Consider the following 26,761-nt stretch of genomic DNA (forward strand, 5'->3'; position numbering starts at 1 on the left):
TTGCAAATAAAACGATTGTTTTAGGCATAAATAACAATAACAGCCTAAACTTGTATTGTTTTAAACAATTACATGCAATTAAAGACTTTTACAATCACAGGGGTTGTTTTGTGGCGCTTCATTTTACAGTAAAACAAAGGTTATTAGCATTATCCATTGGCTTATCACTTATTCCATTGTCATTAGGTGTTTGGTTCACTGGGCAAATTTCTCTCGACTTAATTCAACAGTCACTCAATACATCTAACCAAAACTTGCTTGTCTCTATCCGGGAAAATAAAAAACAACAAATAAGTAATTATTTAGAAAATATAAAAGGCCAGATCTCAACTTACGCCAGTAATGAGATGGTGGTAGCAGCGTTAGATGAATTTGCATTTTCGTTTGAAGATTATGTCAGTGAATATAAAGCGCCCAACGATGATTTAACTCAGTTTTATAACACTGAGTTTAAAAACAAATACACTAGTATTAATAAAACCGACATTAATGTTTCATCTATCATACCGGATCCAGACAGCACAGCTTACAGTATTCAAACCTCTTACTTAGCGCACAATGACAACCCTATTGGCAGTAAAGATCAACTGGAACTTGCCAAAGACAGCAGCACCTACAGTAAAGTCCATCAGACTTACCATCCTAGTATTCGTAAATACTTAGAGGAGTTTGGATTTTACGATATTTTTATTGTAAGTATCGATACAGGTGATGTGTTGTACTCCGTGGCCAAAGAAATAGATTTTGCCACTAACTTAAATGATGGTGCATTTGCACAAAGTGGGTTAGGTAAAGCGTTTCATGGAGCAAAAGATTTAGCAGAAGGTGAAATATATACCACCCGATTTGAAGCCTACCAGCCGTCATATAATGCCCAAGCTGCATTTATGGCTAGCCCTATCTATGATCAGGGCCAAAGTTTAGGCGTATTAATATTTCAACTTCCGGTTGATCGTATTTCCAATATCATGACCAACGACAAACAATGGGAAACCGTAGGACTTGGTGCTACAGGTGAGACTTATTTAGTTGGTGCTGACAAAACGCTTCGTAGTGAAAGTCGGTTATTATTAGAACAGCCATCCCATTATTTTGACGTATTAAAACATACTAACCAAAGCGCCCAAGCCGACTTAATTAAGAAACTAGGCAGTGCCGTTGGTATACACACAATAGATACTGAAGGTGTGGAGTTAGCATTAGATAAACAATCTGGTTTCACCCAATATACAGGTTATAAAAACACCCCAGTCCTTTCGGCTTACACATATATTAACTCTGGTGGTGAAACTTGGGCTTTAATTGCTGAGATTGAAAATAAAGAAGCCTTTTCTACCTTTAATAATTTAAAAGCCGAATTGTCTTATATGTCGGTTATTACCGTGATCATATTTTTAATTGTTGGCAGTGTTCTGGGTTATTTAGTGGCAAAACAAATTAGCAAACACTTAAATAATTTATCCGCCATCATGAACGACATTGCTAAAGGAAATGGCGATTTAACAGCAAAAATAGATTATAACGGCATCAATGAATTTGGTGATATATCACGGGCATTTAACGAGATAATCAGTAAGTTCCATTCCATCATTTATGACATTAGAAACACGTCAAAACAGATCTTGGTTGAGTCTGACGTCGTTTTAGGTGGCGCAAAAGAAAGCCAAGATATTATTTTGTCGCAAAGCGATGCAACCCGAAATACCGTCACGGCTTTAGAACAATTTGAAGCATCTATTGCAACGGTTTCTCAAATCAGTGACGAAAGTCAATCTATCAGTATTGAAGTAGTTAAAGAATGTGAAAGTAGCAGTGAAAATGCTGCACTCGCTACTGATGATATCCGGTTATTAATGACCACTCTGCAAGAGGCTTCACAAGTCGTAAATGAATTAAATATTGAAGTGCAAGATATTACTTCAGTGCTTGATGTAATTACCTCTATTGCGGATCAAACCAATTTACTTGCGTTAAACGCCGCTATTGAAGCCGCGCGCGCTGGCGAACATGGCCGTGGATTTAGTGTTGTGGCTGATGAAGTAAGAAGCTTAGCGAAACGAACGCAAGAGTCGACCGTTGAGATCCAGAAAAAATTAGAGGTGTTGGACAACACTACAAGTGGCGTGGTATCAAGTATGGATAATGCAACCAATATTGCAGATAAAGGCGTTAAACGTGTATTAGACCTGAAGGATACTATTGATGGACTTACTGACAGAATTCATCAAATGGAGCAACTGATAGCTTCCGTTGCGACTGCAACCGATGAACAAACTCAAACCATCGGCGAGATTAATCGAAATATGAGTTTGATTGATACTCAATCTAAAGAAGTTGCACAAAAATCAGTTGAAAACGAACAAGCCTCCATGAAATTAACTGAAGTTTCTAAGAATATAAATCGACAAGTATCGACTTTTAAATTGCACGATTAATTCAGTCACCTTGTTCAAGTGGATATTAATTACGATATCCACATTTTATTATTAAGTTAGTCCTTTAACTTTTTAATTAACTGTTTTTGCACTTTCTCTTCAAGCTCTTTATGTTTGATATTTAATACATGAAAGCCTTTCTCTTCATATAAAAAGAAACGCTCTGCTTTAGCAAATACAAGATTTACATCATTCCTTTCACTAGAAAATGGATAGATCATGTATTTAATACGGTTATGAGTAAATAGCTTTTCCAAAACCGTAATAGAGGTCATTGTTTCTATACTGGCTTTAATTTCTAAATTTTGTGACTTCTTCACTACTGAAGCCATAAATATAGTGTTCTCAGGATCTTCTAAAACACTAGGTGTACAATCAAGCCCTTGTTGGCACAACAGATATTGTTTAACGGTAATAAGTGGAGGCTCTACGACAATCATGTTTTCAACACTGGCTAAATTAGCCTCTGAATATGCTAATGCCCCATCAATTAAACCGCTCTGTAATGATACTTCTGAACGTTCTCCAGAAATGTATACAAAATCTAAATTTATGCCTAGTTCTGCATAAATACTACGTAATAACGGTTCGTAATAATCAATAACGGTTGGATGGTTTATAGAAGCAAAGACTAAGTTTTTTTGTGTTAAAGCAGAAGTACTTACAGTAAATAATAATAAAATTAACAACCAACGCATAAATATATACCTTTAACTTTATCTATTAGAGATTATTACTAAGTATGATGAATAAGAATATAATTTCCATCTTAAATTCAGATATTTAGATGTAAAATTACATATCAGTTTTGTTTTTTATTCAGATATCAACTTATTTTCCTTTAAACGACCTACTGGCGTTTTGCACCGATTTAATTAATTTGCCAAAAGACTTATCTTTGAGTCTAGTCTCAGCGATAGAAGCGCCATTACGTTCTTGTTCTTTTAATAACTTATAATAGTTATCTAATCGTCGTTGATCTAAACTTTCATTTTCTAAAGCGTTAATAACCGCACAGTGTGGCTCAGTTATATGTTTGCAGTCAGAAAAGCGACATTGTTTGGTTAAGGCTACGATATCTGAGAAGGTCTCTTCTACCCCGGCTTCACAATCTGCAATTTGTAACTCTCTCACCCCTGGTGTATCAAGTAATAAGGCACCCGTTGGCATAATGTGTAACGAACGAGCTGTCGTGGTGTGACGCCCTTTACTGTCATCTTCACGAATACCAGCTGTGTCTTGTGTTTGCTGTTGCATCAAGGTGTTCACCAAAGTGGATTTACCTACGCCAGAACTCCCCACAAAAGCAACAGTTTTACCTAACGTTAACCAAGGACTTAAGGAGACAACACTATCAGTATCTAACGCATTAACTGTTTCAACCATTAAAAATGGGTCGATACTATTTACTTGTGATCTGTATTCATCCAAATCCTTACATTGATCGGCTTTGGTTAGAACAATCACAGGTTCACAGCCACTTTCGTGGGCTATGGCTAAATATCGTTCAATTCGATTTAAATTAAAGTCGTCATTTAATGAATTTACGATGAATAACGTATCCACATTGGCAGCTATCAGTTGTTCTTCAACTTTAGAACCTGCAGCCTTACGAGAAAGCACAGTACTTCGTTCTAACAGTCTGACAAATTCGTGATGTTCTGACATTACTAACCAATCACCAACGGTCATGGTTGGCATATTAGGCCTTATTTCTAAAGGCATATCCAGACTTTCAGTTTGAATAAGGTAGTGTGTTCTATGATGTTCAAATACACGGGCAAACAGACAAGTCTCAAGTTCTTCAAGACTGATCTGTTGTTGGAACGTCCCCTGCCACCCCAATTGATTTAGCGTGTACTGGCTCATAAAAGCGCTTCTGAACTCACTTCAATGTTTTGATTATTGATATTTAACCACATTTGACCGTCTTGGATAGTCACTTGAATCTGCATATTACGTTCAGTTAAACCAGATAATTCACTCGCTAACTCAGGAGGTAATGTCACAACGGATAAGTTATTACGTTGGGATAGTTTATTCTGCTCCTTTTTCCACCAAACATTAAAGCTATTGTCGGCATAGGAATAAATCATCATTTTTTTAGATTGGTTACAGCCCTTTTTTATACGTTGTTCAGACGGTTGTCCTAGTTCAATCCATAACTCAATCTCGTCAGTATAATTTTTTTGCCATAAGTCTGGCTCTTCATCATCACTAATGCCTTTACTAAAACTTAAAAACTCGTGAGCATTATGGATAAAGGCAATTAAACGCAACATCATTCTTTCGTCTGTTTCTGACGGATGTCTGGCTAAGGTTAAGTTATGATCTTGATAATAGTTTCTGTCCATATCTGAAATAGATATTTCAGCTTTGAAAATGGTAGCTTTTTGCGCCATTAGGTTTCTTCTTTTGATAAATTATTGTTACAACGTCATATAAACCAATGATAACACCCAGATGGCGAACAATATAATGACAATATGATTAATTAATTCATTAGATGATTGGTTAACTGGCTAAATACAGCAGTCAATCATTTGTTAGACAAGTTCTGTTTGGCCTTGTTGTACCGAATGGATCAAAGGAGCATTGAGCTTTTGTTTTATAAAAGCCACATTTTGTTTGGCAATATCGGAATCGCCCTCAATGTAATTCGCTATCCAACCTATCAAGTTACAACCACTTTGCTCAATAGCTTGCGCCGTTAATAACGCATGGTTTAAACAGCCTAACTTTACGCCAACTACCATGATCACAGGGAGTTGATGCTGTGCTACCCACTCACTTAATAACTCAGAATCATTAAGCGGTAAATGCCAACCGCCAGCACCTTCAATAAGCTGTACCTCACCTAAATCTTTAATGCCTTTATAAGCTATATCCAAACGGTTAAAGTCTAGAGCTTGCTGTGCCATTTTCGCTGCGATATGAGGCGCTATCGGTTGGTCAAATACGATTGGGTTTATCTGATCTAAGCTGTAACGTCTTTGCACTGCGTTATATAAACAAACGGCATCTTCGTTTGCCATAGTGTTATTACTAGCTTCTAACTCTGGATAATATTGTGTACCGGCTGATATTGGTTTAAATGGAAAAATATCAAGGTTATCTTTTAACAGCGCCTTAACCATTAAGCTGGCACAAAAGGTTTTGCCAACTTCGGTATCTGTACCTGTGATAAAGATGGTTTTATGTTGATTAAACAGAGTAGAAATATTCATTATTTGGTGAGCTCTAAATACATAACTTGATAGGTTGCCGGTATGCCTTGTTGCTGGGGATTATAAAATGCATCTTTATAAGCACTTTCCATTTGTTGCCATGTATTTTTAGTGACTAATCCTTTGTTCTGACGATTTTGTACAAAATTAGCCCCTAAACTTTTTAATTCTTTGGCTAACATTCTGGCATTACTAAACCAAAATACTTCAGCCTGCTGAGTTAATTGTATTTGGCGCCAAGGTCTGTTTTGTACAGTGGATGTTAATTGTTCAACGCTTAGGTACTCATGTATGTGTTTATCACTGTCTACCTTTGACCACGCTTGTTCTAATTCAAACAAGGTGCCATCAAGCAAAGTGGCAATAACGGCTTTTCCGTTCGGTTTTAACGCATTATAAACTTGATCTAGTACTTGATGTAGGTCGCACCACTGCACCATCAAACTGGAATAAAATACATCGATACTTTGTGGTAAAAACGGTAAGGCATGGGAGTTTGCTTGAACTTTAGCTTTAGCGACGTCATTAACTTTTAACATGTCATTGGCTAGATCCAAGGCGATTACGGTTTCAAATTCTTGATTTAACAAAGCGCTAAATAAACCAGGTCCACAACCTAAGTCGACACAAATATTACCTTTGTTGTCACGGTTTATTAACGTGGTTGCTGCTTTCCCCTGCTTCAATTTATTAAATAGTGTTTGCCCAACTCTGTGCTGTAACTGTGCCCTTTTAACGTAGGTTTGAGCAGAGTCTGAAAAATGTTTTTGAATTTGTGAAAATGGAATGTCGAGTGACACTTGTTTATCAGGTATTTGCATAGAGTCTGCGTTAATACTATTCACAGGCTGTAAATCTAACAATGCGCTCATTGCGTTACCTGCTTTATCAATTGATCCAATTGCTGTTTAGTGTGAGACGCGGTAATTGTTACCCTTAATCTAGCTTGTTGTTTTGCCACTGTTGGATAACGCATCGCTGATGCCCAAATTCCATTTGCTTTTAATTGCTGTGAAAGCCCGATAGCTTCAGACTCATCACCGATAACAATAGGTTGAATAGGAGACAAGCTATCAAGTGTCTGATATTTAGAACCTCGCAAATTGGATTTAAAATACTCTATGTTTTCAGCCAGCTTTTCCCGACGCCATCCATCCTTTTGAATGGCTTTAATATTGACGATGGCCGCAGCAGTTTGTAGAGGTGATAGGTGGGTAGAATATATATAATCACGACTGAAGTTAGTTAAATACTCTATGGTTTGTTTACTGGCAATAACAGCCGCACCTTGTGCGCCAATTGCTTTACCAAAGGTAACAACTAATACATCACAATTATCTAAGGTCAGTTGTTGAGCAGATAAACTTCCTGCACCGTTTTTGCCATGTATGCCAATTCCGTGTGCATCATCTAACATAAACCATGCATTATTAGCTTTAGTAATTTTCATTAATCTTTGCAAGTCTGGTTGATCACCATCCATGCTAAACACCCCTTCTGTCACCACTAATTTATTAGTAATTTCATCGGAGTTTTTATTGTTAGATTTAGCCAAAACGGTCTGTAAACTAGATAAGTCGTTATGCAGATACCGTACTTGTTTACAATGACCTAACGCTTGGCTATTTCGACCAACATCCATTAACGACGCGTGATTAAGCTTATCCTGCACAAGTAACGCGTTATCACCCTTGATGTTAAACAAAGCACTTATGACGCCTGTATTAGCACTATAACCAGAACCAAACAGCAGACAGTTAAAGTTTTGAGGAGCACCGACCCAATCTAATAATAATTGTTCTAATTCTAAGTGTATTTTGTGTCGACCAACGACTAATGGACTGGCCATTGCACCTGCAGATAAGTGTGTATATTTATCAATGGAAAGTAATTTTGCAGATGTATGGTCGGATGCGATACCAAGGTAATCGTTACTTGAAAAGTTAAGATATGAGTGACCCTCAACCGTCAAATTTGTAGTAGAAATATCATCTACTACCATCCGACTACGCAACAAACCTAAATCAGTTTGTTGTTTTAATCTGCTCGCTAATCTTGATTCAAACATAATTAACTGAATACTTAATTATGCTGGGTAAAACATTTCTTTTTCTTTCGGCTTTGTTTGTTCATTTATCTGTTCAAACAATGCGGCTTCTTTGGTTTCGTCTGAGTAATCACGACCTTTCTCAGCGTTAATCCCTAATTTTTTAAATAGCTTTTGGTCAAAGTGTTCGTCCGGGTTCCCTGTGGTTAATAACTTACATCCATAAAAGATTGAATTCGCGCCTGCTAAGAAACACATAGCTTGCATTTGTTCATTCATACCTTCACGCCCTGCCGATAAACGTACATGTGATTTAGGCATCATAATACGAGCAATGGCAATAGTACGGATAAAATCAAAAGACTCTAAATCTTCAACGTTATCCAGCGGTGTCCCCTCCACTTTAACTAACATGTTAATAGGCACACTTTCAGGGTGGCGCGGTAAATTTGCTAGCGCAATCAATAAACCAGAGCGGTCTTTAGCGCTCTCACCTAAACCAACGATACCGCCAGAGCATACGTTCATACCTGCATCACGCACGTTTTGCAGGGTATTTAAACGGTCTTCATAAGTACGGGTTGTAATAATGTCACCGTAGTATTCAGGAGATGTATCTAAGTTGTGATTGTAATAATCTAAACCAGCTTCGTTAAGCGCTAATGCTTGCTCTTTAGTTAACATGCCAAGCGTCATACAGGTTTCTAAACCTAACTCTTTAACCCCTTTGATCATTTCAATTACATACGGCATGTCACGGTCTTTAGGATTACGCCAAGCTGCGCCCATACAAAATCGGGTAGAACCTATTTCTTTGGCTTCTTTTGCTCTGGTAAGTACTTTTTCTACTTCCATTAAACGTTCTTTTTCAAGACCTGTTGAGTAACGTGCGCTTTGTGGACAATATTTACAATCTTCTGGACATGCGCCAGTTTTGATAGATAACAAAGTACTGACTTGAACTTGGTTTGGATCAAAATGCTCTCGGTGAGTGACTTGAGCTTTAAACATCAAGTCATTAAAAGGCATGTTAAATAATTCGTTAACTTGGTCTAACGTCCAGTTATTTCTGATTTCAGCAGTCATGTTTCCAGCCATATTCTTATAATTAATGTGTCACCTGGCCAATTATTTACAAACTATGATTGAGCCCGTGACATTTTTTGGCTAGTCTAGCGACCCAACGGCGATTGTCAATTTACAAATCACAACAAACTTTACATCAGGCTAATTTATGAACAAACTTATTGACGTTAAATTTGATGAACAACATATTTGGCACCCGTATACGTCGATGAAAACACCATTGCCCTCTTATCCAGTTCAAAGTGCTGATGGTGTTCGGATTAAATTAGAGAGTGGTCAAGAATTAATAGATGGCATGTCTTCTTGGTGGTCTGTTATTCACGGATATAATCATCCTGTGATCAACCAAGCAATTACCGATCAATTATCTAAAATGAGTCACGTTATGTTTGGCGGCTTAACGCATAATCCAGCAATTGAGTTATGTAAAAAATTAGTAGAAATTACACCTGTAGGATTAGAAAAGGTCTTTTTAGCAGATAGTGGTTCTGTCAGTGTTGAAGTGGCACTTAAAATGGCGATTCAGTGTCAATTGGGACGTGGATATACCAGTAGAAACAAGTTTGTCACTATTAAACATGGCTATCATGGCGATACCTTTGGTGCGATGGCCGTGTGCGATCCAGTAAACTCCATGCATTCATTATATTCAGATATTTTACCTAAAAATTACTTTATTGAAGCACCTAAAAGCAAACCAGATCAGGACTTTGACCATAAAGAACTAGATGAATTAAAGATGTTGTTACAACAAGATTCAGACAATATAGCTGCATTGATTTTAGAGCCGGTAGTACAAGGTGCTGGCGGTATGCGCTTTTATCACCCTGAATTTATCAGTGCGGCTAAGTCCATATGTGAACAATATAAAATCTTGTTAATTGCTGACGAAATTGCCACTGGATTCGGCCGTACCGGCAAAATGTTTGCGTGTGAACATGCTCAAATTACACCAGATATCATGTGTTTAGGTAAGGCTATTACTGGTGGTTACATGACGTTAGCCGCTACATTGTGTACTGAACAGGTGGCATTAGATATTAGCCAATGTGACGCTGGAGTATTAATGCATGGTCCTACGTTTATGGCGAATCCATTAGCCTGTGCAGCAGCCAATGCCAGTTTAGATTTGTTAAGGACGGGTGATTGGTTTGAACAAGTTAAGCATATTGAAGCTGGACTAAAACAAGGTTTGCAGCCTTGTGAAGAATTAGACTGTGTGACAGAAGTTCGTGTATTTGGCGCAATTGGTGTCATTGAGATGAAACAAGTTGTTAACGTTGCTGAGATTCAAAAACAGTTTATACAACATGATTTATGGATCCGACCTTTTGGTAAATTGGTTTACGTAATGCCGCAATACATTATATCCACTCAAGATTTAGCCTTGTTAACCAGTGGTATCGTCAAAACATTATCAGCCATGTAACGCCAAATTGTATAAGTTCATGTAATCAAAGTAGTCTTGAACCTATTAAATTATGACAGGCTTACCAAGGTGATGAACACCACACTTATCACGACTAACATATACATACTGTATCGTTGACCATCACTATGACGTCTTGATCTAAATTGATTTAACACCAAGGTTAATATCGATAATGATAAACAAAAATATAAGGTGATCTGTAACCATTTTTTAATTCTAATAACCAACCGGTTCTTACATCGACGGGTTCATCGACCAACTGATAGACAAAATACTCCACTTCGGGTCGAGCGTAATGAAAAATAATTAAGGCAACCAAAAAAACAACCCAGGAAAATATATTTAAGAAATTAACGGTTATATGGATCAGATCCGAACTTTTTCGCCTTTCTACCACTCGTTTCATTTTTTTAACCTTATAAGTTTAACGAATCAACCGTCAAATTGAGCATTAATTGTTCAACCAATTGAAAAATGTTTAATTACTTATGCTTACGCTGTTTTAGTACTTGTATATAGGGCGCAAGCCAGTAATATTGCACTTTATATATTTAAAATTTTTAATACAATATTTAGACCGAAACTATCATGGCTCATCAATCAGTAAAATCATTATTAGCGGGCGAATTTGCCGCCGGCGACACAGTAACAGTTAAAGGTTGGATCCGTACTAAACGTGATTCAAAAGCAGGCATATCATTTTTGGCCGTTCACGACGGTTCATGTTTTGATCCTATTCAAGCCGTTGCACCTAATTCATTAAGTAATTACGAAGACATTACCAAATTAACAACAAGTTGTTCAGTTGAAGTAACGGGTGAACTTGTTCAATCTGAAGGTCAAGGCCAAGCGTTAGAAATTCAAGCTCAAGACGTTAAGATCGTTGGTTGGGTAGAAAATCCAGACACATATCCAATGTCTGCAAAACGCCATTCAATTGAATATTTAAGAGAACATGCACATTTGCGCCCTCGTACCAATATTATTGGTGCGGTTGCACGTGTACGTAACTGTTTATCTCAAGCAATTCATCGTTTTTTCCACGAGCAAGGTTATTACTGGATCAGTACGCCAATCATCACAGCATCTGACTGTGAAGGTGCCGGTGAAATGTTCAGAGTATCAACTTTAGATATGGTTAATACTCCAATGAATGACAAAGGCGAAGTTGATTACAGCCAAGACTTTTTTGGTAAAGAAGCGTATTTAACAGTTTCTGGTCAATTAAATGGTGAAACCTATGCTTGTGCGTTAAGCAAAATATATACGTTCGGCCCTACTTTCCGTGCTGAGAATTCAAATACTAGCCGTCATTTAGCTGAATTTTGGATGATTGAACCAGAAGTTGCTTTTGCTGACTTAGCGGATATTGCTCAATTATCTGAAGATTTATTAAAGTACGTATTTAAAGCCGTATTAACTGAATTACCAGATGACATGGCCTTTTTCGCACAACGTGTTGAAAAAACGGCTATTTCTCGTTTAGAGCAAGTAATTAACTCTCCGTTTGTTCGTATGGACTACACTGACGCTATCGACATATTGTTGAAGTGCGATAAAGAGTTTGAATTTCCGGTTTCATGGGGAATCGATTTATCATCTGAACATGAACGTTACCTTGCTGAAGAACATGTTGGCGCACCAATTATTATGCAAAACTATCCTCGCGATATTAAAGCATTCTACATGCGTCAAAATGACGATGGTAAAACCGTTGCGGCGATGGATGTATTAGCACCAGGTATTGGCGAAATCATTGGTGGTTCTCAACGTGAAGAAAGACTAGACGTTTTTGATGCACGACTTGAAGAAATGGGTCTGAGCAAAGAAGATTACAGCTGGTATCGTGACTTACGTCGATATGGTTCTGTACCACACGCTGGATTTGGTTTAGGTTTTGAACGCTTAGTTGCTTATGTTACAGGTATGCAAAACGTACGTGATGTTATCGCATTCCCACGTGCACCAGGCACAGCTAACTACTAAAGTTAGCTGTTATAACATTAATATTAAAGGGCTAATTCCAGCCCTTTTTTAGTGAAAGATAACATGAGGTCATCATGAAGATATTAGGTATCGAATTAAACGCTAAAGAAGCCGTTGTGTGTTTAATGGCGTCAGAAGCAGGTTTATTTAATGTAATGGAATGTCGTACTAGAGGCATTGAATTACGTGATGCTGATACAGCTGAAGGCATCCGCGGTTTTCAATTTCAAATGATTAAGTTGATAGATGATTACTCAATTGACAAAGTAGTGATCAAACAACGTCATTCAAAAGGTAAATTTGCTGGTAGTAGTAATAGTTTCAAAATGGAAGCGGCTCTGCAACTTATTGATTCGGTATCTGTAGAAATGATCAACCCAACTGAAATCAAAGAAACATTAAAAAAATACCCTTTAGATTACAACATGAAAGATTTAGAATTACGTAAATTCCAAGAAGATGCATTTTACACTGCATATACGTTTGCATTAAGAAGTCTTTAAATCTAAATAGCTTGTTTACATAATAAAAAACCACTTTATCTAGTGGTTTTTTATTTTCTGCAAACTTAAATAAAAAGAAACAATAACATCATTGCATCGCATTATTTATACGTTTCATCACATCATCTGCATTTGCAGCTTTTTTATTAAGGTACAAATAAACCGGAAACTCATCCATTGGGAAAAAATGTAAATTAAGCTTACTTTGGTCATACTCTTCAGCTTGAAAAGGCCCTTTGTAGCCTAATGCACAATCTCCTCGATCATACTCTAGCGCTCTGAGTGCTTGAAAGTGGTTTTCGGCTTTTAGTACAACATTAAAACCATTCTGTTCATTAAGTTCAAAGTCAAGACCATATGAATAACCAGTTAACAATATCAGTCTGATACCTTTTAAATCGTCAACACTTTGTATGTTATAGTTTTTATTACGACAAACAGCTCCAAGTTTGATTAAGTAAAAGGGAAGTTTGCTCTTTAAATAGTTATTTGGTTGGTTTACATAACTCTCTATAACAATTGTGAAATCAACTCGTCCTTGCTCCAAATATAATTTGGCTCTTTTATTTGGGAGTTGTATAGGGGTATATCTTAATTGTGCTTTTTTGAATATTTGCTCAACTACATCTGCTATTTCGCCCTCAACTTTATCGTTATCATTGAAATGATAAGGGTTAAAATTAATGTAACCCCAATTTAGAGGCATAATTTGAGTAGCAAAGAGAGGCGTTGTTAATAAAACGCAAAGAATTGATATTATCAATAAACGCATCTATCCATAACCTTAATTATCTAAATCCCGATTGTAATATTCACACAAGCCTTAAATAAAGCAAGTATTTCTAATAATAGCCACTAACGCATTAAAAAATAAATAATTTTAGATTCAAATTCTGAATTTATAACCTGAAAATATGTATGAATAAAATTATTTTTATAACCCTAAATTAACTGTTTAACTAAAATGACAAAACATCTATCTTTTTTTAAACCGTTTATTCACTGTTAGTCGATTATTAACATCCCTACTCGTCTTAATTAACTCATCATTCTCAATAGTATGATCCGCTTTGGCAACTCGGTCATATAACACGACATTGACTGATGCGGCTAAATTTAAACTGCCTTTGGTTGGCATAAACACAACATGATCAGCTTTGTTTATTACCTCTTGTTTAATTGATCCATCTTCAGGGCCAAAGACATAAAAAGCACTTTCAGGATGTTCAAACTCCGGTAACGGTGTTGCCCCTTCGACTAAATCAACACATATTAATGGTACATCGTCCGGTTTCTCAGCCAGAAAATCCTCCACGTGCACAATACCTATCTCATCATTGATATTCTGGGTGTCAGTCGAGAACTTTTTAGCTTTGTTATAGCGGTTACCTGTATATAAAATTTCGTGGGCGCCAAAGCAACCTGATGCTCTTAATACACCACCAACATTGGTTGGGCTTTTAGGGTTTGTTAAACAAATTGTTACTTTTGCAGAATTAGACACGGTCATAGATAGCTTTCATTATTTTATTGCAAGAAAAAGCCAAGCGATTGCTTGGCTTTAAATTGTATTTAATTTTTAGCTTATTACCTAACAATAAATACGTTTATTTAGATAATAGCGGCTAAATCAGCACCTTGACGAATTGCACGTTTAGCGTCTAACTCTGCAGCTATGCTGGCACCACCAATCAAGTGAACGGTTGCACCACTTTGTTTTAATTCTTCATATAATGTGTTGTTTGATGTTTGTCCTGCACAAACAATGACATTATCAACATCTAAAAACTGCTGTACGCCATCAACTAACACTTCAAGTCCTTGATCTGAGAAGCTTTTGTATTCAACCTTATTCATCATTTTAACACCAGCACGGTTAAGTTCGGCTCTGTGAACCCAACCTGATGTTTTACCAAGTCCCGCCCCTACTTTAGTGTCTTTTCGTTGCATTAGGTAAATAGTTTTATCCACTTTGTCTTCTGTAATTGGTTTAACCGCGCCACGGTTTTGATAGCTTTTATCAACACCCCAGTAATTTAACCAATGATCAAGATCGAGTGTATGAGATTTAGGTTGAATTAAACTGCATGCAACATCAAAACCAATACCTCCGGCTCCAATAATGGCAACTTTGTCACCTACTGGTTTTTTATGCTTTAACACATCTAAATACCCCAGCACTTTATCTGAATCAAATCCCGGTAGATCTAATGTTCTTGGAGTAATACCTGTAGCAACTATGATTTCATCAAAATCCATTGCCTTTAAGCTTTCGACAGACTGATGTTGGCCCAAATGTAAGGAAACGTTTTGATCTTTTAACTTATGTTCAAAAAAGCGGATAGTTTCGTAAAACTCTTCTTTGCCTGGAATAGTTTTGGCTATATTAAACTGACCACCGATCTCATCTGCCGCATCAAATAAATGAACTTCATGGCCTTTTTCAGCAGCATAACTAGAGAATGCCATGCCTGCAGGACCTGCACCTATTACCGCTAATTTCTTTGAATTAGTTGCCGTTTTAAATACTAATTCAGTTTCATAACAGGCCACTGGGTTAACTAAACAAGTTGCACGTTTTCTGGCAAACACATGGTCCAAACACCCCTGATTACATGCAATACAAGTATTGATTTTATCACTTTGGTTGGCTGCAGCTTTTGCTACAAATTCAGCATCAGCTAATAAAGGACGGGCCATGGAGACCATGTCGGCTTGACCTTCAGCTAATATCTCTTCGGCTATTTCAGGTGTATTAATTCGGTTAGTTGTCACAACAGGGATAGAAACTTCTTTTTTAAGACGTTCTGAAATCCAAGTAAATGCTTTTCTAGGCACCGAAGTCACTATGGTTGGTATTCTTGCTTCATGCCAGCCAATGCCAGTATTCAAGATAGTCACACCCGCCTGCTCTAATAATTTAGCCAGTTGTACTACTTCTTCAAACGTAGAACCATCATCAACAAGATCTAACATAGAGAGTCTAAAGATGATGATAAAATCATTGCCTACTTTTTCTCTCGTTTGTTTAACAATTTCTAATGCTAGACGGATTCTATTTTCAAAACTACCGCCCCACTTATCAGTACGTTTATTGGTTTTTGGCGCTATGAATTGATTAATTAAATACCCTTCAGAGCCCATAATTTCAACACCGTCGTATCCCGCTTTTTGAGCTAGACCAGCACATTTAGCAAAATCACGAATGGTTTTATTTATGCCGCGTTCAGACAGCGCTTTTGGTTTAAATGGATTGATTGGTGCTTTAATAGCAGAACTACTGACATTAAATGGATGATAAGCGTAACGGCCTGTATGTAGAATCTGTAAACAAATCTTAGTGTCATACTTATGGACTGCATTAGTGATCGTTTTGTGTTTATTAACATGCCAAAAACGACTTAATTCTGAACCTAATGGTTCAACTCTGCCGGCAAAATTCGGCGCAATGCCGCCAGTGACAATAAGACCAACCCCACCTTTTGCTCTCTCTTCATAAAAAGCAGCCAGTTTTTCAAACCCTTTTTTCTCTTCTTCCAAACCTGTGTGCATTGACCCCATTAGTACACGGTTTGATAATTGAGTGAATCCAAGATCTAATGGTTTTAATAAATGCGGATAAGACATATTCAACTCTTCTAATTATTATTATTTCTTATAGGGATACTCTAACCAACTACTGGTCGGACTTCAATTAAATAAATTAGTTACAAAGGATTCTGGCAATGTATTCTAAATTATTGAACAATAAGTTTAAGTCATTTAATAAATTTAGAGAGAAAAATGGAACATCAGTTAAAGAAAAATAAAAACTGGATAAAGGATTTGTTTAAAGCGTGTTGGGGAGTACTTAATTTTACTCGAAGCGCTATTTTAAATATTTTATTTTTAATTGTCGTCGTTTTAGTTATTGGTGCCATTGCTGCAAGTGGTGAACAACCAATTATCGTAGAAGCAAATTCTGTTTTAAAACTGAATTTAGTCGGTGAAGTGGTTGAAGAGAAAACCTACATAGACCCTTATAGTGAGTTCATGGCAGATGCGATGGGCAACAATAATGACAGTCCTGAGGTTTTGCTAACTGATATTTTAGCTAGCATTAAATCAGCAGCTAATGATAATCGAATTAATGCACTGCTTTTGGATGTAAGCAGATTAAGAGGAACAGGCTTAAGCAAATTACAAGAAATTGGACACGCGTTAAAACAATTTAAGCAAATATCTGATAAGCCTATATTAGTTTATGGTGATTATTATTCACAAACTCAATATTACTTAGCCGCACATGCAGATGAGATCATTCTTCATCCTATGGGCGCAGTCGCTATCGACGGTTTTGGCCGTTACCGTATGTACTTAAAATCAGCGTTAGAGAAATTAAAAGTTAATACTCATATATTCAGAGTTGGTACCTATAAATCCGCTGTTGAACCATTTTTACGAGATGATATGTCAGAAGCTGCAAAGACGGCAAATCAACAATGGTTAGGTGACTTATGGTCAGAGTATAAGTCAGATGTGAGTACAGCAAGACAGTTTGAACAGAGTAACTTTGATGAACAATTAACAGGTCTTTTAGCTAAATTAAAGAATGTTAACGGTGATTTAGCTCAATTTGCACTTGCTAACTCTTGGGTAGATAAACTTATGACACATCAAGAGTTTGAGCAATATGTTGATAATCAGTGGTTAAATCAAAAAAATAAAACGATTAATTTTAACGACTATTTATCTGTAACCTCTCAACAATTTAATCCGATTGAATTAGACAAAATTGGTATTGTAGTGGCTAAAGGTACGATTTATAACGGAACTCGTACCCCTGGCGATATTGGTGGGGACTCAACCGCTAAATTATTAAAACAAGCACGTGAAGATGATCAAATTAAAGCCATTGTTCTACGAGTGGATAGTCCGGGCGGCAGTGCATTTGCATCTGAAGTGATCCGTAACGAAATAGAAGCTATCAAACAGGCTGGTAAACCTATCATTGTTTCCATGAGTTCAATGGCTGCATCTGGTGGCTATTGGATTTCTGCATCCACTGACGAAATTTGGGCATCCACAACCACAATCACGGGTTCTATAGGCATATTCGGAATGTTAACTACATTTGAAGACACGTTAACTACATTAGGTGTAACAACAGACGGTGTGGGCACAACTGAAATGGCTGGATTCTCCCCGACTCGTGCACTTAACCCAGCAATGGGACAGGTTATTCAAACAGCTATCGAACATGGATATGATCAATTCATTGGTTTAGTTGCACAAGAAAGAAATATGTCAAAATCTGAGGTTGATAATATTGCACAAGGCCGTGTCTGGTCAGGTAAAAAAGCTTTTGAGTTAGGATTAGTTGATAAATTAGGCTTCTACCAAGATGCTATTGAGTCAGCTGCTGACCATGCCGGTCTAAGTGACTACCAAGTTACTGTCGTTAAAAAACAACTTACGCCTTATCAAGTGTTTATTAATGATTTATTCGCAACCTATGCACCACAGATAACGGTGAATAAAAATAACTCACCAATGATGGATGTATTCAACTCAATCATGAAAGAAACCAAAACATGGGCTCAATTAAATGACCCAGTTGGTATGTATCTTTATTGTTACGAATGTGACATCAATTAAACGTCAAGGCTGTTGGTTTCCTTAACGTTTATATTTAGAATAAGCCCACTAATTTAGTGGGCTTATTTTTTTGCCCATAACGCTATATTGAGACAATTAATGACATCTGCTAAAAAACGAATATATATCGCCTATACTGGCGGCACAATTGGGATGAAAAAGTCACCTAACGGTTATATACCAGTTGAGGGTTATGTCACTGATGTTTTAAATTCGATGACGGAACTAAATCGTCCTGAAATGCCAGAGTTTACAATCTCAGAATTTTGCCCAGTATTAGATTCGAGCAACATGTCACCTAATGATTGGCAGAATATTGCTAATGATATAAAACAAAACTATCAAGACTATGATGGCTTTGTCGTGTTACACGGCACTGATACTATGGCTTACACAGCCTCTGCTTTATCTTTTATGTTAGATAACTTAGATAAGCCAGTGATTGTCACCGGAAGTCAAATTCCCTTATCTCAGATCCGCTCAGATGGCTTACATAATTTATTAAATGCCTTGTATATCGCGGCTAACTACCCGATTAACGAAGTCACTTTATTCTTTAATAACCGCTTATACCGTGGGAACCGAGCGACCAAAGCGGATGCTGATGGCTTTAATGCGTTTGACAGTCCAAATTTCCCCCCACTCATTGATGCTGGTATTCAAATAGAAGTAAATGCCGAAGCAATTAATGCTCACCAATCTTTCACAAACATTAATACAAGCTTTAATATCATTAACATTACGGACCAACCTATTGGAGTGGTCAGTTTATACCCTGGCATCTCACACTTAGTGATCAAAAACATTTTGGCACAACCCGTTAACGCATTAATAATACAGAGTTATGGCGTAGGTAACGCACCAGAAAATAAATCGTTATTAACCGAAATAGAAAGTGCTAACGACAGAGGTATATTAGTGGTCAACAGAACTCAATGCCATCGAGGTAGTGTTGATATGGAAGGTTACGCAACAGGGAAAGCCCTACAAAGTGCTGGCGTATTGTCTGCACACGATATGACATTAGAAGCCTGCTTAACTAAAATACATCACTTACTAAGCCAAGACCTTAGTTTTGAGCAAGTTAGGCAGTTGTTTAGCCAAAATCTAAAAGGTGAGATGACCATAGATTAATCTGGCTGTTGATAAGATTACTTTATGATTTTACTTTTTATTTTTGACTAACCACCCATTCAATAATTTTACTTGCCCACATTGCTGAGCAGCATAAGTTAATCGGATGGCATTACTTAATATAGTACTGTCATCCCAATCAGTAATGTTACGAATTTCTGCTAAACAATCTTGTGCTTGTTCAGTTAAATATCCGCGAACTTCTTTTTTTCCAAGAGATTCTTTCTTTTCTCGGTAACGTTTTTGCTTCTCAGCGTTAGTTAATGGTGCTTTTTTAGCCATAATATCAAATATATCACTGTTCAGAGTTGTTTAGCGTACAAGTGTTCGCTAAGATTTGCGCCCTACTTCTTGTAACTAGTATAAGTTTATTTATGTCACAAAAAAACAGCTTTGATAAAAACGATTTAATCGCATGTGGAAACGGCGAGTTATTTGGTGAAGGTAATGCACGTTTACCATCAGATAATATGTTAATGATGGACCGCATTGTTAAGATCACAGACGAAGGTGGTAAATACGGAAAAGGTGAAATCATTGCCGAATTAGATATCACATCTGATCTATGGTTCTTTGATTGTCATTTTAAAGGTGACCCAGTAATGCCTGGTTGCCTTGGACTAGATGCTATGTGGCAACTTATTGGGTTTTTCTTAGGTTGGTCTGGTGGACCTGGTAGAGGCCGAGCTTTGGGTGTTGGTGAAGTTAAATTTACGGGTCAGGTTTTACCTACTGCAAAAAAAGTTACTTACCGTATAGATTTAAAACGTGTAATTAAACGTAAATTATTTATGGGTTTGGGTGATGGTGTTGTAGAAGTAGATGGTAAAAAAATCTACGAAGCTAACGATTTAAAAGTTGGTTTGTTCACGGATACATCATCGTTCTAACATCTTGTTTGTTTAAGATACAAAAAAGCCCGTTTAATACGGGCTTTTTTGTTAATAATTAATTGAGGTTATTTAAATAACCCATCGTTTTTATCGCCTATGGCTTCGCGCCATCCTCCTAACCACTGCGATTTACTTTCCATCTGCTGATATGGGCATGCCTCGCGGGAGCGTCCTGTAATGCCAGCTTTATATCCTTGTGAATGAGCTCTGTCTAACCGATCACGTTTCTGTCTTTTCATTGGCAGTTCCTTAATATATTTATTTTTGGAATTTTCAAGATGTGCTTAAAACACTTGTATATGAATAGACAAATTTTAAAGTTTGATCAATGACTTTTTTTACAATTTTATGACAGATAAAAGTAAGCCCATGAATGACATGGGCTTTTTCATATAGAATGCTTAGTTATATAGAACGGCGTCTAATATACAAAAGTGAACTGAGGAATAAAATAAAGGCAGGCGCGGTAGATAACCCCTTTCTTTCGTATTTTGGATTCTCAATATCACTACAATCTTCTATCTCACCTGAATCAATTGGTGATAACAAAACAGATACGGCAACTTGCTCAGTGTAAGTTGCGCCAGCTGAATCATAATAAACGTCACCATTAGAATCTCTCAACTCAACACGTTTTAAAGCAGTAGCTGCAATTTGATTATTGTTATTAATGCTTTTCATTTCAACAATTTCAAATTCAGAATTACATTCGGTTAAATCATTAATATCAAAAAATGATTTAGTATTGATGTTATAAATAAAACCGTGTTTTCTACGAACCGATTCAGTTGTGATCTCGTATTCAGCTTCACCAACCACAATACCTAAATCATTAATAGAATTAGCAGTACTTTCTGCCGTTGGATAAAACGTGGTTGGTGTCTCAAACGTATCGTTATTTATGTCATAGATAAAAAACTCATCATTCAGTTCATTGTTATAAACGGTTTGAACTTTACCGATGACAATATTAGAACTGTTAATGTCCGTTGCATAACCGGCATCATATAAATCCACACCGATTAAAGGTTTAGTCCCTTCGCTTCCGAATAAAAGTGGTTGTTGATAATATTGAACAACTTGATCTTCATTATGAACATGTCCATACCCAACCCCTACACCAAACTCATTAACTGCAGCGATGGTAGCACTGTAATTTGCCGTCTGTGTTTCTGTTGGCGTGAATGCCAAATCAAATTCAGAGCTACTTAATACTTCACCTGAATCATCAATTTGCCAAATATATGGTTTCGTTTTATAAATATCGCCAGATATTTGTTTTGACCAAACACACACTAATAAAGGTGCGCTTTCGCCGTCACAATCCGTTTCGATTGAAGTTTGTGCAGACTCAATCAATTCAGTCGATGAAAAACCAGCAATATAACCAGTATTACTAATGTCGACTGCTGATGTAACGCCACCGTACTCACTAAATACAGGCTCAATCAGTTTGGTTACACCATTTAAATAAATTGCCGCACGGGTTTTGTAATCACGTTGCCAATATTTATATTCTGTTTCTACACCTTCATCACTGGTTATAACAAAATCGACTGGCTTAAATGAACCTGACGCGGTACCAACCGCGATTTCACTTGAATTTATTGCGTTTAATTGTTCAACATTACTACCAGTATATTCACCTAACTCATTATCAACATAATCAGTTAATGCAACCAAATTAGTTTCATTCCCTGAGTTAATGAAAGATTTAGAGTCACCTATTCTTTGAAATAGAGGGCTTGATAAAGATGCTAATGTAGATTTAAGGCAATACGTAGAAGTCGCATCAAAATCACCAGATGACAATTCTGCATCCGATAAATCACAAGCAGTTTTGTAACTGTCTTCTAAATAGGATTCTAAATAAAAAGGGAATTTGAAACTATCTCTTACGACTCCAACCACGGTACCCGAGTCATTTAATCCCATTGAAAAATGTTGTCTATATTTTTCTAAAGGTGCAATTTCTTTTACTTCATATTGTGCTGCAAAGGTTTGACCTGAATGAGCAATGATTGCTGTTGCCAGCAAAGATGTTTTAAACAATTTTGATTTCAAAATAATACTACCTAATTCAATTTTGTTGTTTTTGTTCTAGCTCTTCCCAGCGAGAATAAGCAACTTCGAGCTTCGACTCAGTTTCAGCTAATTGGTTCAATTTGGCTGAAGTAAAATCGCTATCTTGTTTGAAAAAGTCTGAGGAATTAACGATTTCCTGGATTTCAGAAAGTGTGGACTCTAAGTCTTCTAACAATTTTGGCAGTGATTCTAACTCTGTCGACTCCTTGTATGAAAGCTTTTTCTTTGTTTTGTTAGGAGTAACGTCACTTTTGTTTTTTGATTTATCAGCAACTGATGTTTTTTCAACAGACTTGGATTGTTTCGGAGCTATACGCTTTAAATAATCTTCGTAGTCCTGATAACCACCCACGACTTTATTAATGACGGCATTACCTTCAAAAGCCCAAATTGAAGTGGCGGTATTATCAATAAATTCACGGTCATGGCTTACAAGTAAAACCGTACCTTCATAGTTAGCAACTAACTCTTCTAATAATTCTAATGTTTCCACATCTAAATCATTAGTCGGTTCGTCTAGAATCAACAGATTTGATGGTTTTACGAATAGCTTAGCAAGTAACAAACGGTTTTTCTCACCGCCAGACAGAGCCTTTACTGGGGTTCTTGAACGCTCAGGTGGAAATAAAAAGTCTTGAAGATAACTTAATACATGACGAGTTCCGCCATTAAATTCGACTTCTTGTTTACCTTCTGCAACATTATCTTGAACACTTTGCTCTTCATTAAGTGCTAATCGGTGTTGATCAAAATACGCAACTTTTAAGTTTTCACCTATTTTAACTATGCCTTCATCTGGTTCAATTTGCCCCATCATCAGTTTTATTAAGGTAGATTTACCAATCCCGTTTGGTCCAACCAAGGCTATTCTATCGCCACGTGCGACTAATGCATCAAAATCACTAATAAGCGTTCTAGATTTAATAGAAAATGAGATATTGATTGTTTCAAAGACTTTCTTGGCAGACTTATCACCCGCTTGTATAGACATTTTCGCATTTTTAGGAGCATCAATTCTGGCACCACGTTCATTACGTAATGCTTTTAACGCTCTCACACGGCCTTCATTACGAGTACGTCTAGCTTTTATACCTTGTCTTATCCATACTTCTTCTTGGGCAAGTTTTTTATCAAACAGTGCATTCTGCTGCTCTTCAACTTCTAACAAGCGTTGCTTTTCTTCAAGGTAATATTCATAAGTACCTTCAAACGACACTAAATTACCACGGTCTAAATCGATAATACGTGTTGCTAAACTTCTTATAAACGCCCTGTCATGCGAAATAAATACAATCGCGCCAGTGAATTCTTTTAAGAACGTTTCTAACCATTGAATAGCGTCTATATCTAAATGATTGGTAGGTTCATCTAATAACAATACATCGGGTTGTTTAACCAAAGCTCTTGCTAGCGCTAATTTCCTTAACCAGCCCCCTGACAATTTATTAATGTCTTGTTCAGGCTCTAAACCTAATTTTGTCAATGTTTGGCTTATCGTTGTTTCTAATGTCCAACCATGGGCTTGTTCAATTTTGTTTTGAACTTGCTCTAATTTATCCATAAGGTTTGGTTCATCAGCAACTTTCATTGCTAATTCATTGTATTCATCCATTAACTGCTTAACTTCTTGCAGTCCTTCTGAAACAAATTCAAACACAGTACCATGCTGCCCACGTGGTGGATCTTGTTCTAATCTGGCAACAATAACGTCACTAACAATTTGTACTTTGCCATCATCTAACGATAAGTCTTTGTTAATGATCTTCAATAAAGAAGATTTGCCTGCGCCATTACGTCCAACAATACATACACGCTCACCTGTATTTAATTGAAAGTCGGCTTTATCTAATATTGGGTTGGTACCAAAGGCAAGTTGTGCCTTTGAAAGTCTAACTAATTCCATAAAATTTCAAATACTGCTTAATTTGTTCTGCGTCAAATGGCCAAAACAGGCCTTGTTCTTCGCGTTCCACCAATAACACTGGGATATATGTACCATATAAATGTACTAAATTATCATCTTCAACAATATCTACGATAGTTGGAGACAACCCCACGGATTGGCATAAAGTAAGGGCGTCATTACATAAATGACACCCATCGGTTGAATATAAAAAAACTTGTTTAGGCATCACAAAACTCTAGTTTAATGACAACTTCCAACAATGATGGATTTTACTATTACGTTGAAAATCTTCTGGTAACGTTTGTTTGGTCATATCTTTTATCACAAAACCTAGCGCTTCAATGGCACTTGAGTCCAATTTAAAGTTACGTAAGTTGTTTGAAAATAAAATTTCACCACCTTGTTGTAAACGATGTTTTACTAGTTCAATAATTTCAACATGGTCACGTTGTACATCCCAAGTTCTATCCATTTTCTTTGAATTAGAAAAACTAGGTGGATCTAAAAACACTAAATCAAATTTATCTTGAGACTTAGACAACCAATCTAAACAATCAGCACGTTGGAAAAAATGATTCTTGGTATCAATTTTATTTAATCTGAAGTTATCTTCACACCAATCAATATAAGTGTTCGACATATCCACGCTAGTCACGCGACTTGCACCACCCAACGCAGCATGAACTGACACACTACCAGTATAAGAAAATAGATTAAGTACGCTTTTACCATTACACCAAGACGCAAACTCTTTACGAGTTGAACGGTGATCTAAGAATAAACCCGTGTCTAAGTAGTCATGGATATTAACGTAAAATTGAGCATTAAACTCGTTCACTGTAAATCGATGAAACTTACTGTCTTCTTTTTGATATTGATCTTTGCCCTTTTGCGATTTACGTACTTTTAAAGCAAACGTACTTTCATCCAAATCAAATTTTTGTTGCAAAATACTTAATACATCTAATAAACGTTGCTCGGCCAAATTAGCGTTTACTGTTTTAGGTGCTTGGTATTCGTATACCACAATTTTACCCGCGTAATAATCTACCGCTACATTGTATTCAGGAATGTCTGCGTCGTATATTCGGTAACATTCAATATTTTCTTTTTTAGCCCATTTAGTTAAGCGTTTTAAGTTCTTTTCTAAACGCCCTTCAAATGCTTGACCGTCTTTACTTAAATAGTATTTGCCGTTTTTAGCACTTTCAGATAATTCACATTGCTGCGGCGTTAAATGATAGTTAGTTAAAATCGTCTCAATCTGGCCATTTTTTAACTTAAACTCTTTACTTTTTTGTAAGCGTAATAGTTTTATTAACATAGGTTGGCTAGATAATAAGGACACATGCCAATTTTCATAATTCTGTTTAAAGTTAAGTCCCAAACGTTTGAATAATGACAACAATACGATGGACTCACCAAGTCGTTCACCATATGGTGGATTAGAAACAATCCAACCTGGTTCTAATGATTTAGACACGGTTGCTTTGGAAGCGTCTTGTTGAGCAATAGTGATCACATCTTCTAAACCCGCGTTTTCTACATTAAGCATTGCTTTATCGACGACGTATTTTGAAATCTCAAAACCAATGAATGTGGTTGATGCTGAAACTTCTTGTGCAATAGTTTCATCTCTCAACGCTTCATACTTAAACACACTAAATTCAGGATGTTTAACAAATGGGAAACTGCGTTTATTTAAACCCGGTGCGCGCTTCATGTGTATATTAGCGGCTTCAATTAAAATAGTGCCTGAACCTGCAAACATATCAACAAATGGACTTTTTTCATCCCAACCACTTCGTTTTATAATGGCTGCGGCCAAATGTTCTTTTAACGGTGCAGCACCTTGTTCAGTTCTAAAGCCGCGCTGATGTAAAGATGGACCAGAAAAGTCTACATAAATCTTACATTTACCTTTGAACAAACGGGCTTGAATTCTAATGTCTGGGTTTTCTTTATCTATATCTGGACGACGACCTGACTCTTCTCTTAAATTGTCTACGATAGCGTCTTTGACGATTAATGCACCAAACTGTGTATTTCTTATACTTTTGTCAGTCCCTACAAACTCAACCGAAAAAGAACGACATTTTGTAAAGTATGGGTGCCAATCAAAGCCTAAGACGCCATTATAGATGTCATCTTTCTCACTTCCGCGTACTTCTGTAACGTGTCTTAACACGCGAGTTGCTAATCGAGACCACAAACATATTTTTTGTGCGACCTCGAAAGTGGCAGTAAAATACACAGACTGCATTTTATGGTTTACGTCAGTTGCCCCCAACTCAGTAAGTTCGGTGGCTAAAAGAGGTTCAATTCCGGCGGATGTAAGAGCTATAAAATTAGGCATAAGATCAAAAGTTAGTAAATTTGGCATCATTATA

At 36.8% G+C, this 26,761-nt stretch carries 24 protein-coding genes; 7 read left to right on the forward strand and 17 right to left on the reverse strand.

The window, feature by feature from the left end:
• Positions 1–110: 110 nt before the first annotated feature.
• Positions 111–2,435, forward strand: coding sequence for a methyl-accepting chemotaxis protein (locus RT723_RS02125; protein ID WP_315945712.1), 2,325 nt, complete (start codon positions 111–113; stop codon positions 2,433–2,435).
• Positions 2,436–2,491: 56 nt separating this feature from the next.
• On the opposite strand, the gene RT723_RS02130 is transcribed toward RT723_RS02125, so the two are convergent.
• From RT723_RS02130 to bioB, 7 genes are all read right to left on the reverse strand, one after another.
• Positions 2,492–3,133 carry a hypothetical protein gene (locus RT723_RS02130; RefSeq protein WP_315945713.1) on the reverse strand — a complete coding sequence of 214 codons (642 nt, stop codon included), beginning with the start codon at positions 3,131–3,133 and terminating at the stop codon, positions 2,492–2,494.
• A 133-nt stretch (positions 3,134–3,266) separates the two neighbouring features.
• Positions 3,267–4,304, reverse strand: a complete 1,038-nt coding sequence (rsgA, locus tag RT723_RS02135; protein WP_315945714.1) for a ribosome small subunit-dependent GTPase A — start codon at positions 4,302–4,304, stop codon at positions 3,267–3,269.
• A complete protein-coding gene (locus RT723_RS02140; RefSeq protein WP_216055802.1) occupies positions 4,301–4,837 on the reverse strand; it encodes a YaeQ family protein in 537 nt (178 codons plus the stop codon). The genes rsgA and RT723_RS02140 overlap by 4 nt, the downstream gene beginning before the upstream one ends.
• A gap of 144 nt (positions 4,838–4,981) precedes the next feature.
• On the reverse strand, positions 4,982–5,662 hold the full coding sequence (bioD, locus tag RT723_RS02145; protein ID WP_315945715.1) for a dethiobiotin synthase: 681 nt from the start codon (positions 5,660–5,662) through the stop codon (positions 4,982–4,984).
• Entirely contained in the window at positions 5,662–6,534 is an 873-nt protein-coding gene (locus RT723_RS02150) for a methyltransferase domain-containing protein (protein ID WP_315945716.1), read from the reverse strand. Before RT723_RS02150 ends, bioD begins: the two co-directional genes overlap by 1 nt.
• Positions 6,531–7,730, reverse strand: a complete 1,200-nt coding sequence (locus RT723_RS02155; RefSeq protein WP_315945717.1) for an aminotransferase class I/II-fold pyridoxal phosphate-dependent enzyme — start codon at positions 7,728–7,730, stop codon at positions 6,531–6,533. The genes RT723_RS02150 and RT723_RS02155 overlap by 4 nt, the downstream gene beginning before the upstream one ends.
• A gap of 18 nt (positions 7,731–7,748) precedes the next feature.
• Positions 7,749–8,795, reverse strand: a complete 1,047-nt coding sequence (bioB, locus tag RT723_RS02160) for a biotin synthase BioB (protein ID WP_315945718.1) — start codon at positions 8,793–8,795, stop codon at positions 7,749–7,751.
• Between the two features lie 148 nt (positions 8,796–8,943).
• On the opposite strand from bioB, the gene bioA reads away from it, so the two are divergent.
• Positions 8,944–10,224 carry an adenosylmethionine--8-amino-7-oxononanoate transaminase gene (bioA, locus tag RT723_RS02165; RefSeq protein WP_315945719.1) on the forward strand — a complete coding sequence of 427 codons (1,281 nt, stop codon included), beginning with the start codon at positions 8,944–8,946 and terminating at the stop codon, positions 10,222–10,224.
• A gap of 163 nt (positions 10,225–10,387) precedes the next feature.
• Here the strand turns inward: bioA and RT723_RS02170 are convergent, their stop codons facing one another.
• Positions 10,388–10,633 carry a hypothetical protein gene (locus tag RT723_RS02170; RefSeq protein WP_315945720.1) on the reverse strand — a complete coding sequence of 82 codons (246 nt, stop codon included), beginning with the start codon at positions 10,631–10,633 and terminating at the stop codon, positions 10,388–10,390.
• Between the two features lie 182 nt (positions 10,634–10,815).
• On the opposite strand from RT723_RS02170, the gene asnS reads away from it, so the two are divergent.
• Positions 10,816–12,213, forward strand: a complete 1,398-nt coding sequence (asnS, locus tag RT723_RS02175) for an asparagine--tRNA ligase (protein ID WP_216055809.1) — start codon at positions 10,816–10,818, stop codon at positions 12,211–12,213.
• Between the two features lie 74 nt (positions 12,214–12,287).
• The gene (locus RT723_RS02180; RefSeq protein ID WP_315945721.1) at positions 12,288–12,716 is read left to right on the forward strand and encodes a DUF3010 family protein; all 429 of its coding nucleotides are present in this window, start codon (positions 12,288–12,290) and stop codon (positions 12,714–12,716) included.
• Between the two features lie 88 nt (positions 12,717–12,804).
• Here RT723_RS02180 and RT723_RS02185 read toward each other — a convergent pair whose 3' ends face one another.
• The 3 genes from RT723_RS02185 to RT723_RS02195 form a co-directional block, all read right to left on the reverse strand.
• Complete coding sequence (locus RT723_RS02185; protein ID WP_315945722.1) at positions 12,805–13,488, reverse strand: substrate-binding periplasmic protein; 684 nt, start codon at positions 13,486–13,488, stop codon at positions 12,805–12,807.
• Between the two features lie 204 nt (positions 13,489–13,692).
• On the reverse strand, positions 13,693–14,226 hold the full coding sequence (locus RT723_RS02190; RefSeq protein WP_315945723.1) for an RNA methyltransferase: 534 nt from the start codon (positions 14,224–14,226) through the stop codon (positions 13,693–13,695).
• A gap of 101 nt (positions 14,227–14,327) precedes the next feature.
• Positions 14,328–16,343 (reverse strand): oxidoreductase, encoded by a 2,016-nt coding sequence (locus RT723_RS02195; RefSeq protein ID WP_315945724.1) that lies wholly within the window; start codon positions 16,341–16,343, stop codon positions 14,328–14,330.
• Positions 16,344–16,499: 156 nt separating this feature from the next.
• Between RT723_RS02195 and sppA the strand changes: the two genes are divergently transcribed.
• Positions 16,500–18,353, forward strand: coding sequence for a signal peptide peptidase SppA (gene sppA, locus RT723_RS02200; protein ID WP_315945725.1), 1,854 nt, complete (start codon positions 16,500–16,502; stop codon positions 18,351–18,353).
• 99 nt (positions 18,354–18,452) lie between these two features.
• Entirely contained in the window at positions 18,453–19,487 is a 1,035-nt protein-coding gene (gene ansA / locus RT723_RS02205) for an asparaginase (protein ID WP_315945726.1), read from the forward strand.
• 30 nt (positions 19,488–19,517) lie between these two features.
• Here the strand turns inward: ansA and RT723_RS02210 are convergent, their stop codons facing one another.
• On the reverse strand, positions 19,518–19,769 hold the full coding sequence (locus tag RT723_RS02210; protein WP_216055815.1) for a hypothetical protein: 252 nt from the start codon (positions 19,767–19,769) through the stop codon (positions 19,518–19,520).
• Positions 19,770–19,861: 92 nt separating this feature from the next.
• On the opposite strand from RT723_RS02210, the gene fabA reads away from it, so the two are divergent.
• Positions 19,862–20,377, forward strand: coding sequence for a bifunctional 3-hydroxydecanoyl-ACP dehydratase/trans-2-decenoyl-ACP isomerase (gene fabA, locus RT723_RS02215; protein WP_216055816.1), 516 nt, complete (start codon positions 19,862–19,864; stop codon positions 20,375–20,377).
• A 68-nt stretch (positions 20,378–20,445) separates the two neighbouring features.
• Here the strand turns inward: fabA and rmf are convergent, their stop codons facing one another.
• The 5 genes from rmf to rlmKL all read right to left on the reverse strand — a co-directional run bounded on the left by rmf (position 20,446) and on the right by rlmKL (position 26,727).
• A complete protein-coding gene (gene rmf, locus RT723_RS02220; RefSeq protein WP_216055817.1) occupies positions 20,446–20,619 on the reverse strand; it encodes a ribosome modulation factor in 174 nt (57 codons plus the stop codon).
• Positions 20,620–20,785: 166 nt separating this feature from the next.
• Complete coding sequence (locus RT723_RS02225) at positions 20,786–22,444, reverse strand: DUF3466 family protein (RefSeq protein ID WP_315945727.1); 1,659 nt, start codon at positions 22,442–22,444, stop codon at positions 20,786–20,788.
• Between the two features lie 16 nt (positions 22,445–22,460).
• Complete coding sequence (uup, locus tag RT723_RS02230) at positions 22,461–24,368, reverse strand: ATP-binding cassette ATPase Uup (RefSeq protein WP_315945728.1); 1,908 nt, start codon at positions 24,366–24,368, stop codon at positions 22,461–22,463.
• Entirely contained in the window at positions 24,355–24,597 is a 243-nt protein-coding gene (locus RT723_RS02235) for a glutaredoxin family protein (RefSeq protein WP_216055820.1), read from the reverse strand. The genes uup and RT723_RS02235 overlap by 14 nt, the downstream gene beginning before the upstream one ends.
• Before the next feature lie 9 nt (positions 24,598–24,606).
• On the reverse strand, positions 24,607–26,727 hold the full coding sequence (gene rlmKL / locus RT723_RS02240) for a bifunctional 23S rRNA (guanine(2069)-N(7))-methyltransferase RlmK/23S rRNA (guanine(2445)-N(2))-methyltransferase RlmL (RefSeq protein WP_315945729.1): 2,121 nt from the start codon (positions 26,725–26,727) through the stop codon (positions 24,607–24,609).
• Positions 26,728–26,761: the final 34 nt, after the last annotated feature.

This window comes from Psychrosphaera aquimarina (assembly GCF_032461525.1).
GTDB lineage: Bacteria > Pseudomonadota > Gammaproteobacteria > Enterobacterales > Alteromonadaceae > Psychrosphaera > Psychrosphaera aquimarina.

Coding starts and splice junctions, on each gene's coding strand:
- RT723_RS02130 (WP_315945713.1), bottom strand. CDS start 3,133: ATGCGTTGGTTGTTAATTTTATTATTATTTACTGTAAGTACTTCTGCT.
- rsgA (WP_315945714.1), bottom strand. CDS start 4,304: ATGAGCCAGTACACGCTAAATCAATTGGGGTGGCAGGGGACGTTCCAA.
- RT723_RS02140 (WP_216055802.1), bottom strand. CDS start 4,837: ATGGCGCAAAAAGCTACCATTTTCAAAGCTGAAATATCTATTTCAGAT.
- bioD (WP_315945715.1), bottom strand. CDS start 5,662: ATGAATATTTCTACTCTGTTTAATCAACATAAAACCATCTTTATCACA.
- RT723_RS02150 (WP_315945716.1), bottom strand. CDS start 6,534: ATGAGCGCATTGTTAGATTTACAGCCTGTGAATAGTATTAACGCAGAC.
- RT723_RS02155 (WP_315945717.1), bottom strand. CDS start 7,730: ATGTTTGAATCAAGATTAGCGAGCAGATTAAAACAACAAACTGATTTA.
- bioB (WP_315945718.1), bottom strand. CDS start 8,795: ATGACTGCTGAAATCAGAAATAACTGGACGTTAGACCAAGTTAACGAA.
- bioA (WP_315945719.1), top strand. CDS start 8,944: ATGAACAAACTTATTGACGTTAAATTTGATGAACAACATATTTGGCAC.
- RT723_RS02170 (WP_315945720.1), bottom strand. CDS start 10,633: ATGAAACGAGTGGTAGAAAGGCGAAAAAGTTCGGATCTGATCCATATA.
- asnS (WP_216055809.1), top strand. CDS start 10,816: ATGGCTCATCAATCAGTAAAATCATTATTAGCGGGCGAATTTGCCGCC.
- RT723_RS02180 (WP_315945721.1), top strand. CDS start 12,288: ATGAAGATATTAGGTATCGAATTAAACGCTAAAGAAGCCGTTGTGTGT.
- RT723_RS02185 (WP_315945722.1), bottom strand. CDS start 13,488: ATGCGTTTATTGATAATATCAATTCTTTGCGTTTTATTAACAACGCCT.
- RT723_RS02190 (WP_315945723.1), bottom strand. CDS start 14,226: ATGACCGTGTCTAATTCTGCAAAAGTAACAATTTGTTTAACAAACCCT.
- RT723_RS02195 (WP_315945724.1), bottom strand. CDS start 16,343: ATGTCTTATCCGCATTTATTAAAACCATTAGATCTTGGATTCACTCAA.
- sppA (WP_315945725.1), top strand. CDS start 16,500: ATGGAACATCAGTTAAAGAAAAATAAAAACTGGATAAAGGATTTGTTT.
- ansA (WP_315945726.1), top strand. CDS start 18,453: ATGACATCTGCTAAAAAACGAATATATATCGCCTATACTGGCGGCACA.
- RT723_RS02210 (WP_216055815.1), bottom strand. CDS start 19,769: ATGGCTAAAAAAGCACCATTAACTAACGCTGAGAAGCAAAAACGTTAC.
- fabA (WP_216055816.1), top strand. CDS start 19,862: ATGTCACAAAAAAACAGCTTTGATAAAAACGATTTAATCGCATGTGGA.
- rmf (WP_216055817.1), bottom strand. CDS start 20,619: ATGAAAAGACAGAAACGTGATCGGTTAGACAGAGCTCATTCACAAGGA.
- uup (WP_315945728.1), bottom strand. CDS start 24,368: ATGGAATTAGTTAGACTTTCAAAGGCACAACTTGCCTTTGGTACCAAC.
- RT723_RS02235 (WP_216055820.1), bottom strand. CDS start 24,597: ATGCCTAAACAAGTTTTTTTATATTCAACCGATGGGTGTCATTTATGT.
- rlmKL (WP_315945729.1), bottom strand. CDS start 26,727: ATGCCTAATTTTATAGCTCTTACATCCGCCGGAATTGAACCTCTTTTA.